This is a genomic window from Pseudomonas sp. UW4, assembly GCF_000316175.1.
GTDB classification, from domain to species: domain Bacteria; phylum Pseudomonadota; class Gammaproteobacteria; order Pseudomonadales; family Pseudomonadaceae; genus Aquipseudomonas; species Aquipseudomonas laurylsulfatiphila.
The window spans coordinates 5427898-5441081 of the sequence record NC_019670.1 but is presented as its reverse complement, the minus strand read 5'-3'; the positions used below and the strand labels follow the sequence as shown (position 1 = coordinate 5441081).

The 13184-nt window shown below is 62.3% G+C and carries 11 protein-coding genes; 7 read left to right on the top strand and 4 right to left on the bottom strand.

Annotation, left to right across the window (positions count from 1 at the left end; all coding sequences use genetic code 11):
* Positions 1 to 24: 24 nt before the first annotated feature.
* Positions 25 to 504, bottom strand: coding sequence for an Lrp/AsnC family transcriptional regulator (locus PPUTUW4_RS24120; protein ID WP_007937367.1), 480 nt, complete (start codon positions 502 to 504; stop codon positions 25 to 27).
* A 438-nt stretch (positions 505 to 942) separates the two neighbouring features.
* Here PPUTUW4_RS24120 and PPUTUW4_RS24115 point away from each other — a divergent pair, with 438 nt between their 5' ends.
* The gene (locus PPUTUW4_RS24115) at positions 943 to 2031 is read left to right on the top strand and encodes a DUF6515 family protein (protein WP_015096954.1); all 1089 of its coding nucleotides are present in this window, start codon (positions 943 to 945) and stop codon (positions 2029 to 2031) included.
* Here PPUTUW4_RS24115 and PPUTUW4_RS24110 read toward each other — a convergent pair.
* Together PPUTUW4_RS24110 and PPUTUW4_RS24105 are read right to left on the bottom strand one after the other, a co-directional pair.
* A complete protein-coding gene (locus tag PPUTUW4_RS24110) occupies positions 2025 to 2921 on the bottom strand; it encodes a cation diffusion facilitator family transporter (RefSeq protein ID WP_015096953.1) in 897 nt (298 codons plus the stop codon). The genes PPUTUW4_RS24115 and PPUTUW4_RS24110 overlap by 7 nt on opposite strands.
* 41 nt (positions 2922 to 2962) lie before the next feature.
* Complete coding sequence (locus PPUTUW4_RS24105) at positions 2963 to 3382, bottom strand: hypothetical protein (protein WP_015096952.1); 420 nt, start codon at positions 3380 to 3382, stop codon at positions 2963 to 2965.
* A 109-nt stretch (positions 3383 to 3491) separates the two neighbouring features.
* Here PPUTUW4_RS24105 and hrpB point away from each other — a divergent pair, with 109 nt between their 5' ends.
* Complete coding sequence (gene hrpB, locus PPUTUW4_RS24100; protein WP_015096951.1) at positions 3492 to 6008, top strand: ATP-dependent helicase HrpB; 2517 nt, start codon at positions 3492 to 3494, stop codon at positions 6006 to 6008.
* A gap of 116 nt (positions 6009 to 6124) precedes the next feature.
* On the opposite strand, the gene PPUTUW4_RS24095 is transcribed toward hrpB, so the two are convergent.
* Positions 6125 to 7045 carry a LysR substrate-binding domain-containing protein gene (locus PPUTUW4_RS24095; RefSeq protein WP_015096950.1) on the bottom strand — a complete coding sequence of 307 codons (921 nt, stop codon included), beginning with the start codon at positions 7043 to 7045 and terminating at the stop codon, positions 6125 to 6127.
* A gap of 226 nt (positions 7046 to 7271) precedes the next feature.
* Here PPUTUW4_RS24095 and PPUTUW4_RS24090 point away from each other — a divergent pair, with 226 nt between their 5' ends.
* The 5 genes from PPUTUW4_RS24090 (at position 7272) to PPUTUW4_RS24070 (ending at position 13169) form a co-directional block, all read left to right on the top strand.
* Positions 7272 to 8762 (top strand): aldehyde dehydrogenase, encoded by a 1491-nt coding sequence (locus tag PPUTUW4_RS24090; RefSeq protein ID WP_015096949.1) that lies wholly within the window; start codon positions 7272 to 7274, stop codon positions 8760 to 8762.
* Positions 8763 to 8783: 21 nt separating this feature from the next.
* Complete coding sequence (locus PPUTUW4_RS24085; RefSeq protein ID WP_015096948.1) at positions 8784 to 10154, top strand: aspartate aminotransferase family protein; 1371 nt, start codon at positions 8784 to 8786, stop codon at positions 10152 to 10154.
* Positions 10155 to 10549: 395 nt separating this feature from the next.
* The gene (locus tag PPUTUW4_RS24080) at positions 10550 to 11536 is read left to right on the top strand and encodes an ABC transporter substrate-binding protein (RefSeq protein WP_015096947.1); all 987 of its coding nucleotides are present in this window, start codon (positions 10550 to 10552) and stop codon (positions 11534 to 11536) included.
* A gap of 8 nt (positions 11537 to 11544) precedes the next feature.
* Positions 11545 to 12348: an ABC transporter permease gene (locus tag PPUTUW4_RS24075; protein ID WP_007975817.1), complete on the top strand. Its 804-nt coding sequence runs from the start codon at positions 11545 to 11547 to the stop codon at positions 12346 to 12348.
* A complete protein-coding gene (locus tag PPUTUW4_RS24070) occupies positions 12336 to 13169 on the top strand; it encodes an ABC transporter ATP-binding protein (protein ID WP_007975815.1) in 834 nt (277 codons plus the stop codon). The genes PPUTUW4_RS24075 and PPUTUW4_RS24070 overlap by 13 nt, the downstream gene beginning before the upstream one ends.
* The last annotated feature ends 15 nt before the right edge of the window (positions 13170 to 13184 follow it).

Sequence of the window (13184 nt, the reverse complement as noted above, 5' to 3'; positions counted from 1 at the left end):
CGTGGCTTGCCCGCGATGGGGCCTTCAGCTACGCAGATGAGTCAGCGGCAACTCAGTGCTGTTGAGCACCTGGTTCAGCACAAAACTCGAACGCACGCTGGTCACGCCTTCAATCCGGGTCAGATGCCCGAGCAGCAGTTTCTGGTAGTGATCCATGTCCGGCACCACGACCTTGAGTTGATAGTCGGCATCCATCCCGGTCACCAGGCTGCATTCGAGCACTTGGGGCAAGGTGCGAATGGCCGCTTCGAAGTTCTCGAAACGCTCCGGCGTATGACGGTCCATGCCGATCAGCACGTAGGCCGTCAGGCTCAGGCCGAGCATCTTGCGGTCGAGCAGGGCGACCTGACGGGAAATGTAGCCGTCGTCTTCCAGTTGCTTGACCCGCCGCGAGCACGGCGAAGGCGACAGACCGATGCGCTCGGCCAACTCCTGGTTGGAGATGCGTGCGTCGCGCTGCAATTCCGCCAAAATACTCAGGTCGTAACGATCGAGCTTGCTCATCAATCAGTCCTTTGTTGTAACTATTGCGGCAGATTATGTATCCGGGGTTAAAAATTGCGCAAGTGATGTTTAATCAAGCAATCTTCGCAATCCTCTGTCGGCGCTTGCGGCCTATTCTTATTACCAGAATCACTGCTCGGACAAACAGTCCAGTGCGGCTCGCCCAATCAGGCCCGCCGCGGTCGCCACCCCCACCGGGGATGTGCCGGCCCCCGAGCTACACACTGTCCAGAAGACGGCGTGAGGTGAGCCGGCGCCACAAGCGTTGAGCCAGGACGAAGTTCTCCAAGGGGAGGCCGACGGGTCTCCCCTTTTTCTTGCGTGGAATTTGACCCTCCTGGCCTCAATAAATAAGTTGCGCGACTGATAACCTGTCGCAGAACCGGTCACTGCTTTCCCAGTCTTACGTACAGGCCCTGACCCGCAATGAGGATAAGCATGAAATCGCGCATCTGGCGTTTGGCCGGTGTTGGTTTGCTGTGTGTCAGTGTCACTGCGCAAACGCTGGCCGATGATCAGCAAAACCGTGGCCATGATGGCGGGCAGTACGGCCAGGATGGGCATCAGGGTGGTAACCAGGGTGGTAACCAGGGGGGGAGTCAGGGCCGTGGTGGCAACAACCAGCCACGCCCGCAGAGCGGCCCGCCACAGAACCAGCCGCGTGCGCAGAACAACGACAACCGCCAGTACGAGCACAACGGCCAGAATCAACATCAGAACAATAGCCAGAGGCAGCCCCGTCCGGCGCCGGATTTCAACAGCCCGGTTCGCTCACCGCCGCCACCGCCGCAGGCACCGGCCACTGACATGCCGATCCAGCCCCGCCCCGACACCGTACGCCAGACCCAGCCACCGCAGCGCCATGACTACCAGGATCAGCACTACCAGGATCAGCCGCATCGCTACGATTACAATCAGCGCTGGAAGGGCTATATCGGTGCGCCGACCAATGACAATCACTGGGACGGACGCCCGAGTGGACGCGGTTACGGCTGGGGGCCAGGTCCCAGGTATCGCCCCGGCCAGGTGATCGATCGCTTCCCCGAGCGTAACTTGCGCGTGCCTTACCGTGGCATGGATTACTACTATTCCGGTGGCTACTGGTATCGCCCGCTGGGCCCGCGTTATGAGGTGGTAGCGCCTCCACGCGGGATTCGCGTCAACTACCTTCCTGATTACGCCGAGCAGATATGGATCGGCGGGGCGCTACTGTTCCTCGCGGCCGGTTCGTATTACGCCTATCAGGAGAGCACCCGGGATTACGTCGTGGTCGAGCCGCCGATTGGCCAACCGCAGTCGCCACCACCGGCCGCCAGCAATGGTTATGACGTGGAGGCGTACCCGGCCAACGGCCAGTCGCCGGAGCAGGTCAGTCGCGATGGCTACGAGTGTTATCAGTACGCGGTGCAGCAGAGTGGTTTCGATCCACGCACCGCCACCTACCAGCCAGACCCGTCGGTGGTGCAAGCCTACCGACAGGCCCAGGGCAATTGCCTGAGCAGTCGTGGTTATCAGGTCAACTACTGAACCCGAGCGGATTTCACCACTTCCTGCGGGTCGGCGTGCACCAGCACTTCGGCGCGCGGGTAGGCGTCGTGAATGGCCGCGGCAGCCTGATCGCTGATGCCGTGGGCCACTGACAGCGTCAGCTCCCCCGGCAGCTCCAGATGCAACTGCACAAACCACTGGTTGCCGGAGATCCGCGTGCGCAGGTCATGGGCACCCAGCACACCGGGCACGCTGCACGCCAATTCCAGCATGTGCTGGCTGACCTCCGGCGGCAGTTCTTCATCCATCAACACCGCAAAGCTCTCCCGGGCGATCTGCACTGCGCTCCATAGAATGTAGGCGGCGATTCCCAGACCGAACCAGGGGTCGACCTGATGCAGGCCATACCCGGCCAGCACCAGCGCGATCAGAATGCTGCCGTTGAGCAGCAGGTCCGAGCGGTAGTGCAGGGAGTCGGCGCGTACCGCGTTGGAGCCGGTGGCCTTGACCACCCGATGTTGCAACATCAACAACGCCAGGGTCAGTACGAGGGAGAACACAATCACGCCGATACTGATCCACGGCGCGCCGACCGGTTCGGGATGTTTGAGCCGATCATAGGCCTGCAACGCAATCAGTACCGCACTGCCGCCGATGAACAACGCCTGGGCCATGCCCGCCAATGACTCGGCCTTGCCATGCCCGTAGCGATGATCATTGTCGGCGGGGCGCAGGGCGTAATGCACCGCCAGCAGGTTGAGCAATGAGGTGACGCCGTCGAGTGTCGAGTCGGTGAGTCCGGCGAGCATGCTCACCGAGCCGCTCAGCCACCAGGCGATGGCTTTGGCGATGATCAACATGCATGCCACCGCCACCGAGGCACGGGTCGCCAGCCGCAGCAGGCGGGCGTGTTCGGAGCTGGAGGTCATGGTGGCCATCGTTTCTTGAAGAGTCCTTTCGCGTGTAGGGGTTACGCGGCCGGTTGCAGGCCGAGCATCGCCAGTTGCTGGGTGCTGCCTTTGCTCTGGATCAGGCGTGGATCGTCCAGCGGGAAGCTGCGGCCCAGCTCGCTTTCCAGAATAGTCTGCAACTTGCGGTTATCGACCTGGCCGTCGGGGCCTATGGCATCCTTGAGTTTTTGCGGATCGACCTGGGCGGTCTTGCCCGGTTCGAAATAAATCGCACCGGTGGCGAAGTCCACGGCAAACGCGATCAGGCCGGGGATGATGTAGAACAGCAGGCCCACTGCATCGAGCGCGGCGATGGCCGGGTCGATCTTGCCTTCGATCTGGCCACGGCGATCGGGGTAGAAGATCGACCCGCAGGCGGTCACTTGAGTCAGCAAGGTTGCGACCAGAACACCGCCAATCAGGCGAAAGGGAGCACGCATATGAAATCTCCTGGGTAATCTCGAAACGAAACGTCGTCGGTATGAATTAGGACCGTGATTAACGCCACGCAGTTCGCCGTTATACTCGCGGCTCTGTTTGGGAGCCAGCATGATTTCTTTGCCGATCGATGAAGTTTTACCCGCCCTGCGTGAAGCCCTCGCTACACGCCACGAAGCCGTGCTCGAAGCTCCGCCCGGCGCCGGTAAAACCACCCGCGTACCCTTGGCCTTGCTCAACGAGCCGTGGCTCGCCGGGCAGACCATCCTGATGCTTGAACCCCGCCGGTTGGCCGCACGCGCAGCGGCGGAGCGGCTGGCCAGTGAGCTGGGGGAAAAGGTCGGCGAAACCGTGGGCTATCGCATTCGCCTCGACAGCAAGGTCGGCCCCAGTACCCGAATCGAAGTGGTCACCGAAGGCATCCTCACCCGGCGCCTGCAGGATGACCCGGCGCTGGAAGGCGTGGGGCTGCTGATCTTCGACGAATTTCACGAGCGCAGTCTCGACGCTGACCTGGCCTTGGCCCTGAGCCTCAATGGCCGCGAACTGTTCCGTGACGATCAGCCGCTGAAAATTCTCTTGATGTCCGCCACGCTCGAAGGCGAACGCTTGGCCGGGTTGCTCGACGACGCGCCGATCCTGCGCAGCGAAGGGCGCATGTACCCGGTGGCGATGCGCTGGGGGCGGCCGTTCCAGGCCGGTGAATTCATCGAGCCGCGTCTGGTGCAGACCATCCTCGAAGCCTTGAACGATGAGACCGGCAGCGTGCTGGTGTTCCTGCCGGGGCAAGCGGAAATCTGCCGCGTGCATCAGCAATTGGCCGATGCCTTGGGTGACAACCCACAGGTTCTGCTGTGTCCGTTGCACGGTGAACTGGACCTGACGGCGCAACGGGCGGCGATCGATCCGGCGCCGCCGGGCAAGCGCAAAGTGGTGCTGGCCACCAATATCGCCGAAACCAGTTTGACCATCGACGGCGTGCGCGTGGTGATCGATGCCGGGCTGGCGCGGGTGCCGCGTTTCGACCCGGGCAGCGGCATGACCCGTCTCGACACCCAACGCATTTCCAAGGCCAGTGCGACCCAGCGCGCGGGCCGGGCCGGGCGTCTGGAACCCGGTGTTTGTTATCGCCTGTGGTCCCAGGATCAGCACGAGCAGCTGGCGGCTTATGGCAGCGCGGAAATCCTCTCGGCGGACCTTGCCGGGCTGGCCTTGCAGCTGGGTCGTTGGGGCGTGACGCCCGGGCAACTGGTGTGGCTCGACGTTCCACCTGTAGCGGCTTATGCACAGGCTCAGGACTTGCTGGAACGCCTGGGCGCTTTGGACGACGAAGCGCTGACCCGTCACGGCCAGGCCATGGCCGAACTGCCGGCCCATCCGCGTATCGCGCATTTGCTGTTGCGCGGCCAGGCGCTGGGTCTGGCGGATATGGCTTGCGACGTCGCCGCACTGCTCGGCGAACGCGATATTTTACGTGGCGCCGGGGCAGACTTGCACAGCCGACTGGTATTGCTGTCTGGCGAAGAACGCGCCGCACGTGGCGCGCAGGGTGGCGTGCAACGCGCACGGCAACTGGCGCGGCAGTATCGTGGTTACTTGCGCGGCAAAGCCTCGGAGCCGGTCAGCGATCCGGATCACCCGCGCTGGCTCGGTGCGTTGCTGGCGCTGGCCTATCCCGACCGCGTCGCCCAACAACGGCGCGCCGGTGGTGCGGAATATCGCCTGGCCAACGGTCGTGCCGCGCTGTTCGCCGAGGCCGACAGCCTGATGAAGCAGCCGTGGCTGGTGATCGCCGATCTGGGCAGTCGCCAGGGGCAGCGAGAAGAGCGGATTTACCTGGCGACGGATTTCGATCCGGCACTGTTCGACTCAGTGCTGGCCGAGCAGGTGCGTTGCGTCGATCAACTCGATTGGGATGAGCGCGAAGGTGTGCTGCGTGCCGAGCGTCAGCGCAAGGTTGGTGAATTGATCCTCAGCCGTGAACCGCTCACCGGTCTCGACGAAAGCGCCCGCAGCCAGGCGCTGGTGAATCTGGTGCGGCGCAAAGGCCTGGAGCTGTTGCCATGGACCCCGGAGCTGCGTCAGTGGCAGGCACGAGTGGCGTTGTTGCGGCAACTGGACCTCGCCGGCAAGGGCGAGAGCGAGTGGCCGGATGTCAGCGATGCCGCGTTGCTCAAAAGCCTGGAGCACTGGCTGATGCCGTATCTGGGCAAGGTTTCCCGGCTCAGTCACTTCGCCAATCTGGACCTGTCGAGCATCGTCCACAACCTGCTGCCGTGGCCGCTGCCGCAGCGGCTGGACGAGTTGGCGCCGCATCATTTGAGCGTGCCGTCGGGCTCTTCGATTCGTCTGGACTACAGTGAACAGCCGCCGATTCTGGCGGTGCGTCTGCAGGAGTTGTTCGGCCTGGCCGAAACCCCGCGCATCGCCGGAGGGCGGCAAGTGGTCAAGCTGCATCTGTTGTCCCCGGCGCGGCGGCCGGTACAGGTGACGCAGGACCTGGCGAACTTCTGGCGCAGCACCTACGCCGAAGTGAAGAAGGATTTGAAAGGGCGGTACCCGAAGCATTACTGGCCGGATGATCCGCTGGTGGCCGAAGCGACTGCGCGGATCAAGCCGCGTAAATAGTCATTTGGATGCGAACTCTGTGGCGAGGGGGCTTGCCCCCGTTGGGTCGCGCAGCGGCCCCAGCTCCAGGGCCTGCTACGCAGTCCAACGGGGGCAAGCCCCCTCGCCACAGGGGATCAGTCTGAGCGTTCGGACTTGGCGGTCAATTGCTCGCGGCAATAGTCGGCAAACAACTGCGCCGGTTTGGTCAGTTGCCCGCGCTTGAGCCAGGCCGCCACCAGCCCGGAGCCAGTGACGTCTTCGGCGATGTCCACGCACACGACTTTCTGCCCGTCGTAGGTGCACTCCGAATGCGGCTTGGTCACCAGGATCGAGAAACCAAAGCCTTGTCCGACCATGCCGCGCACCATCTCGATCGATGGCGAGCTGAAGGCAATGCGCGGGGTCAGGTCCAGCTCTTCGAACAGGCTGACGAAATAGGTCCGGCTCGGTTGCACGTCCAAAAGAATCATCGGCTCCAGGTACAGGTCCCGCAATGAGACTTGTGCCTGCTGGGCAAAACGGTGATCGGCCGGCAGCAGCGCGTAAGGCCGTTGCGCCGGCATCAAGGGTTCGGTTGCGATGGTGCCGTCGAGATCGTGCTCATAGAGGATCGCCAGGTCGAAGGCGCCGGAGGTCAGGCCCTGCACCAGTTCCTGCTGCTCGCCGTCGCGGATGCGGATTTCCACTCCCGGGTACAACGCCGAAAACCCGGCGATCAATTGCGGCAGGTACAGCGGCGCGACGGTTTCGAAGCAGCCGATATCGATCTGCCCGGACACCACATCGTTGTCGGCCAGGGCGTTCTGCTCGAACTCCTTGGCCATGCGCAGCAGTTCCTGGGCCTTGCGGTAGAAGCGTGCACCGCTGGGCGTCAATGACACGCCCTGTGCATGGTGACGAATCAGCAATTGCACACCGAAGCTGTCTTCCAGCCCTTTGATGGCCGTGGAGATCGACGGCTGGGCGATGTACAGCTTGCGCGAGGCCTCGGCGACGCTGCCGCACTCGACGGTGGTGATGAAGTATTTCAGTTGACGCAGATTGTAGGCAGCCACAGCAAACCTCGGGGGAGAACGACTCAGGCATCCAGGCAATTTGCGCGCCACCCTTATCCGCTCGGGTAGCGATTTGTTGTGGTTGAACAATAACCACATGCTGCGCCAGAAGGGAGATTGGCTACGTAGTTTTTTCTTGGCCTGCGAACACATTTTTACTGGTTTTCCACCGCTCGGGCCTGAGCGACTATCCAATACACAAGAATGTCCTCTGGAGCATCCGAACGTGTTCGAGCTTGAGTATTGGCAACGCAAAGCCGCTTCCCTGCGGTTTCCCGACCAGGCCGTGATCGATGGCCAGCGCCGAGCGGCGCAATCGGGGCAAACTTTCGCCGCGATCAACCCCGCCACCGGGCAATGCCTGGCCAATGTCGCGGCCTGTGGCGAGGAAGATGTGAATGCGGCGGTGCGCAATGCGCGGCAAGTGTTTGAAGCCGGCACCTGGTCGGCACGTTCGCCGACTGAACGTAAACAGGTGCTGCTGCGCCTGGCCGACTTGATCCTCGAAAACCGTGAAGAACTGGCGCTGCTCGATTCGCTGAACATGGGCAAGCCCGTCACGGACGCCTACAACATCGATGTGCCGGGTGCCGCCGGGGTGTTGCGCTGGTACGCCGAGAGCCTCGACAAACTCTACGACCAGGTCGCACCGAGTGCGCAGAACGTGCTGGCGACCATCACCCGCGAAGCCCTCGGCGTGGTGGCTGCGGTGGTGCCGTGGAATTTTCCGCTGGACATGGCCGCGTGGAAACTCGCCCCGGCCCTGGCCGCGGGTAACTCGGTGATTCTCAAGCCGGCCGAGCAGTCGCCGTTTTCGGCTTTGCGTCTGGCGGAGCTGGCGCTTGAGGCCGGTGTGCCAGCGGGTGTGTTGAACGTGCTGCCGGGTTTGGGCGAGCAGACCGGCAAGGCCCTTGGCTTGCACCCGGACGTCGATTGCCTGGTATTCACCGGCTCCACTGAGGTCGGCAAATATTTCATGCAGTACTCGGCCCAGTCGAACCTGAAACAGGTGTGGCTGGAGTGCGGCGGCAAGAGCGCCAACCTGGTATTCGCCGATTGTCAGGATCTGGACTTGGCCGCCGAGAAAGCCGCGTTCGGCATCTTCTTCAATCAGGGCGAAGTCTGTTCGGCCAACTCGCGATTGCTGGTGCAGCGCTCGATTCATGACGCGTTCGTCGAACGTCTCAAGGCCCAGGCCGAACGCTGGTTGCCGGGCGATCCGCTGGACCCGTCGAGCGCTGCCGGTGCCATCGTCGACAGCCGTCAGACCGCGCGCATCATGAAGTTCATCCAGCAGGCCGAGCAGCAAGGTGCGACCAGGATCTGTGGTGGTCGGCAGTCGATCTTCAACGGCTCCGACAACTTCATCCAGCCGACGATCTTTACCGGCGTGACGCCGGACATGCCGCTGTTTCGCGACGAAGTATTCGGCCCGGTTCTGGCGGTCACGGCGTTTGATGACGAGGCCCATGCGTTGCACTTGGCCAACGACAGCGTCTACGGTCTGGCGGCTTCGCTGTGGACTGACGACCTCAACCGCGCCCACCGCGTGGCGCGACAATTGCGAGCGGGCACGGTGTCGGTCAACAGCGTCGATGCACTGGACGTGACCGTTCCTTTTGGCGGCGGCAAGCAGTCCGGTTTCGGCCGTGACCTGTCCCTGCATTCATTCGATAAATACACCCAGTTGAAGACCACCTGGTTTCAATTGCGCTGATAACAAAACGGAGAACTGGCGATGACCACACCACGTGAAACCCGCGACTACCAGGCCGCCGACGCTGCGCACCACATCCATGCGTTCGTCGATCAGAAAGCCCTCAACGACGAGGGGCCAAGGGTGATGGTCCGTGGCGAGCGCCTGCACCTGTGGGACAACGATGGCCGCCGTTACCTCGATGGCATGTCCGGGCTGTGGTGCACCAACCTCGGTTACGGGCGCAAGGATTTGGCGGCTGCGGCGAGCCAGCAACTGGAACAGCTGCCGTACTACAACATGTTTTTCCACACCACCCACCCGCAGGTGATCGAGCTGTCCGAGCTGCTGTTCAGCCTGCTGCCGGGTCACTACAGCCACGCGATCTACACCAACTCCGGCTCCGAGGCCAACGAGGTGTTGATCCGCACGGTACGGCGTTACTGGCAGGTGCTCGGCAAGCCCGAGAAGAAGATCATGATCGGCCGCTGGAACGGTTACCACGGTTCGACCCTGGCCGCGACGGCGCTGGGCGGCATGAAATTCATGCACGAAATGGGCGGCATGATTCCGGACATCGAGCACATCGACGAGCCGTACTTCTTCGCTCACGAGGGCAACCTGACACCAGCCGAATTCGGTCTGCGCGCGGCCCGGCAACTGGAAGCGAAGATTCTCGAACTGGGTGCGGACAAGGTCGCAGGCTTCATCGCCGAACCCTTCCAGGGCGCTGGCGGGATGATCTTCCCGCCGGAAAGCTACTGGCCGGAAATCCAGCGCATTTGCCGCAAGTACGATGTGCTGCTGTGCGCCGATGAGGTTATCGGCGGCTTCGGTCGTACCGGCGAATGGTTCGCCCACGAGTACTTCGGTTTCGAGCCGGACACCCTGTCCATCGCCAAGGGCCTGACCTCGGGTTACATCCCCATGGGCGGCCTGATCCTGTCGAAGAAAATGGCCTCGGTGCTGGTGGAGCAGGGCGGCGTGTTTGCCCACGGCCTGACCTATTCCGGGCACCCGGTGGCGGCGGCGGTGGCGATTGCCAACCTCAAGGCCCTGCGCGATGAAGGCGTGGTGACGCGGGTCAAGGACGACATCGGCCCGTACCTGCAACAGTGCCTGCGCGAAGTGTTCGGCAAGCACCCGTTGGTGGGCGATATCCAGGGCACCGGCATGGTCGCGGCGCTGCAACTGGCCGAAGACAAATCCACTCGCAAGCGCTTCGCCAATGAGAACGACATCGCCTGGCGTTGCCGTACGATTGGCTTTGAGGAGGGGGTGATCATTCGCTCGACTTTAGGCCGGATGATCATGGCGCCGGCGTTGATTGCCAGCCGTGAAGAGATTGACGAACTGATCGCCAAGACCTTGAAAGCGGTGGATCGTACGGCGCAGGAATACGGTCGGCTCTAAGATCGTCTGAAGGTCCTGCGGACCTTATTCGCGAGCAGGCTCGCTCCCACATTGGATTTGTGTCGATCTCATTAATAGGGTCGGCATAGACCCCCTGTGGGAGCGAGCCTGCTCGCGAATGCTATTGACCATTCGACACATTTTTCATGCCTTGCACTGACCTTGTGCATCCTCGCCATTGCCGCCTTTTGGCGGTGCGCGCTAACCAGTTTTTTCATCACTCGCATCCACAAATTTCCTCATTTTCCTAATCCCGCCCTTGAGCCAACATCGATCTCGCCAGCCCGCCGAATGCTGCCCGCCGAAGGGTCCCTCAGAGACCACAGGTTGCAGCCAATTCAGGGCTCGCCGTACTGCCCATGACAAAACTAAATCAACAGCTTTGGGAGTGCTCCATGATCAAGTCCTTGCTTACCCGCGTTGTCCATCCACTGGCGGTCACCGCCATCGCCGCGACGGTCGCTACCAGCGCCCAGGCCGGCACTCTGTCCATCGGCCATACCACCTGGGTCGGCTACGGCACCCTGTACCTGGCCCGGGACCTGGGCTACTTCAAGGAAAACGGTTTGACCGTCGAGTTGCCGGTGGTCGAAGAGGCGGCGATGTACATGGCCGCACAAGCGTCTGGCGAGCTGTCCGGCTCGGCGTCGACCATTGATGAGGTGCTCAAGTACCGCCCGCAATTCTGCTTCAAGGCTGTGGCCGCGCTGGACGACAGCCATGGTGGCGACGGTGTGCTGGTAGGCAAGGACGTCAAGAGCCTGCAGGAACTCAAAGGCAAGGCCGTTGCGGTCAACGAAGGGTCGACCTCGCAGTTCTGGTTGTCGTACCTGCTGAAAAAGAACGGCATGAAGATGAGCGACATCACCGTGCAGAACATGACGGCTGACGATGCCGCCACCGCGTTCATCGCCGGTCGCGTACCCGCTGCCGTGACCTGGGAGCCGCACCTGTCGATGGTGCGCGACAAGAAGCAGGGCAAGGTGCTGATCGACAGCAGCAGCACACCGGGGGTGATCGTCGACGTGGTGGCACTGAACTGCACCGTCATCGAAAAGCAGCCGGAAGACGTCAAGGCACTGGTGGCCGGTTTGTACAAAGCCGTGCAGTACACCAAGGATCATCCGCAGGAAGCCTACAAAATCATGGCCAAGGGTGTCGGCGGCTACCTGGCCGATCCGAAGGAAATGGAAGCGGCCGCCCAGGGCGTGCGCTTCTACGATCAGGCCATGAGCGAGAAACTGCTGGGTTCGCCGGGCAAGTCGGGTGACAGCGCACCGCTGATCAAACTGGCCAACGAGACCGCCAGCGAGCTGCAAGGCAAGCCCTACAACGTCAGCAATGACGACCTGATCGACAACCGTTTCGTCACCCCGCTCTAGGAGGCTGCATGTTCAAGCGCAATTCGTGGCTGAGCCGCTGCATCACGCCCAAGACCGGGTTGCCGGTCTCGGTGATCTGGAGCGCGAGTGGTCTGGCCTGGGTGCTGTTGGTCGGCCTGTGGGCCGGGTTGTCCTACGGCGGTGTGGTGCCGGGCATGTTCCTGCCGACGCCAGGCGCGGTGGTCGAGGCCGCTGTGCGCCTGGGTCGCGACGGCACCCTCGGTCAGCATGTGTGGGCCAGCGTCGAAGTGGTGATGGTCGGCTTCATCGTGTCGTCCCTGGTGGCGGTGCCGCTGGGGCTGTTGATGGGCAGCTTCCGCATCGTCCAGGCGTTCCTGGAGCCGATGGTCAACTTCATTCGCTACCTGCCGGTGACGTCGTTCGTACCGCTGTTCATCCTGTGGATCGGCATCGGTCTGGAACAGCGGGTCTCGGTGATCATTTTCGGCGTGTTCTTCCAGCAACTGGTGATGATCGCGGACGTGTCCAAAGGCATCTCCAAGGACCTGATCAACGCCTCCTATACCCTCGGTTCGAACCGTCGTGACGCGGTGCTGCATGTGATCGCCCCGGCTTCCCTGCCAGGCGTGCTCGACACCCTGCGGGTGACCATGGGCTGGGCCTGGACTTACCTGGTGGTGGCTGAACTGGTCGCCGCCTCCAGTGGCCTGGGTTACCTGAGCCTCAAGGCCATGCGCGGCTTCCAGGTGGATGTGATTTTCCTCGCCATCGCGATCATCGGCCTGCTGGGCCTGGTCACCGATCAACTGTTCCGTTTCCTACGTCTGAGGATTACCGCATGGGCTCAGTAACCGCCGCCACTCATCGTTTTGTCGCCCCTCAGGCTGCCCCGGTGAACGCGCCTCGGCTGCAAGTGGATAAGGTCAGCCTGCGTTACAAGAAGCCGGATGGCGGGACCTTTACCGCGTTGGAAGAAGTGTCGTTTGAGGTGCCGGACCAGCAATTTGCCGTACTGGTGGGGCCGTCCGGTTGTGGCAAGTCGAGCCTGCTGTACCTCACCGCCGGCCTGGCGGAACCGACGTCGGGGGAGATCTACGTCGGTGGCCAACAGGTGGAAGGCCCCGGCGCGGATCGAGGCATGGTGTTCCAGAGCTACACGCTGTTCCCGTGGCTGACCGTGCGGCAGAACGTCGAGTTCGGCCTCAAGCGGCGCGGCATGCCGGCGGCGCAGCGCAAGGATATTGTCGACTACTACGTCAATGAGGTGGGCCTGAGCGGCTTTGCCGACAACTACGCCAAGCAGTTGTCTGGCGGGATGATGCAGCGCGTCGCCATTGCCCGCGCCTTGGCCAACGACCCGCAGATCCTGCTGATGGACGAACCCTTCGGCGCCCTAGACAGCCAGACGCGCCTGCAAATGCAGCAGTTGTTGCTGCGGGTGTGGGGCAACAGCAAGAAGACCGTGTTGTTCGTGACCCACGACATCGACGAGGCGATTCTGCTCGGCGACCGGGTCTACGTCATGGGCGCAAGGCCGGGGCGGATCAAGCAGATCCTCGATGTGCCGATCGAGCGTCCGCGCAACCTGGACATGGTCATGGAGCGCTCATTCATCGAGATGAAGCGCGAGATCTTCGGGCTGCTGCATGATGATCTGGAAGAGGTGCATTAAGCCTGATCTGGAGCC

Bases quoted from the DNA above. Each gene is read 5' to 3' on its own strand.
- PPUTUW4_RS24075 (WP_007975817.1), top strand. From the start codon at position 11,545: ATGTTCAAGCGCAATTCGTGGCTGAGCCGCTGCATCACGCCCAAGACC.
- PPUTUW4_RS24085 (WP_015096948.1), top strand. From the start codon at position 8,784: ATGACCACACCACGTGAAACCCGCGACTACCAGGCCGCCGACGCTGCG.
- PPUTUW4_RS24115 (WP_015096954.1), top strand. From the start codon at position 943: ATGAAATCGCGCATCTGGCGTTTGGCCGGTGTTGGTTTGCTGTGTGTC.
- PPUTUW4_RS24080 (WP_015096947.1), top strand. From the start codon at position 10,550: ATGATCAAGTCCTTGCTTACCCGCGTTGTCCATCCACTGGCGGTCACC.
- PPUTUW4_RS24110 (WP_015096953.1), bottom strand. From the start codon at position 2,921: ATGACCTCCAGCTCCGAACACGCCCGCCTGCTGCGGCTGGCGACCCGT.
- PPUTUW4_RS24120 (WP_007937367.1), bottom strand. From the start codon at position 504: ATGAGCAAGCTCGATCGTTACGACCTGAGTATTTTGGCGGAATTGCAG.
- PPUTUW4_RS24105 (WP_015096952.1), bottom strand. From the start codon at position 3,382: ATGCGTGCTCCCTTTCGCCTGATTGGCGGTGTTCTGGTCGCAACCTTG.
- hrpB (WP_015096951.1), top strand. From the start codon at position 3,492: ATGATTTCTTTGCCGATCGATGAAGTTTTACCCGCCCTGCGTGAAGCC.
- PPUTUW4_RS24070 (WP_007975815.1), top strand. From the start codon at position 12,336: ATGGGCTCAGTAACCGCCGCCACTCATCGTTTTGTCGCCCCTCAGGCT.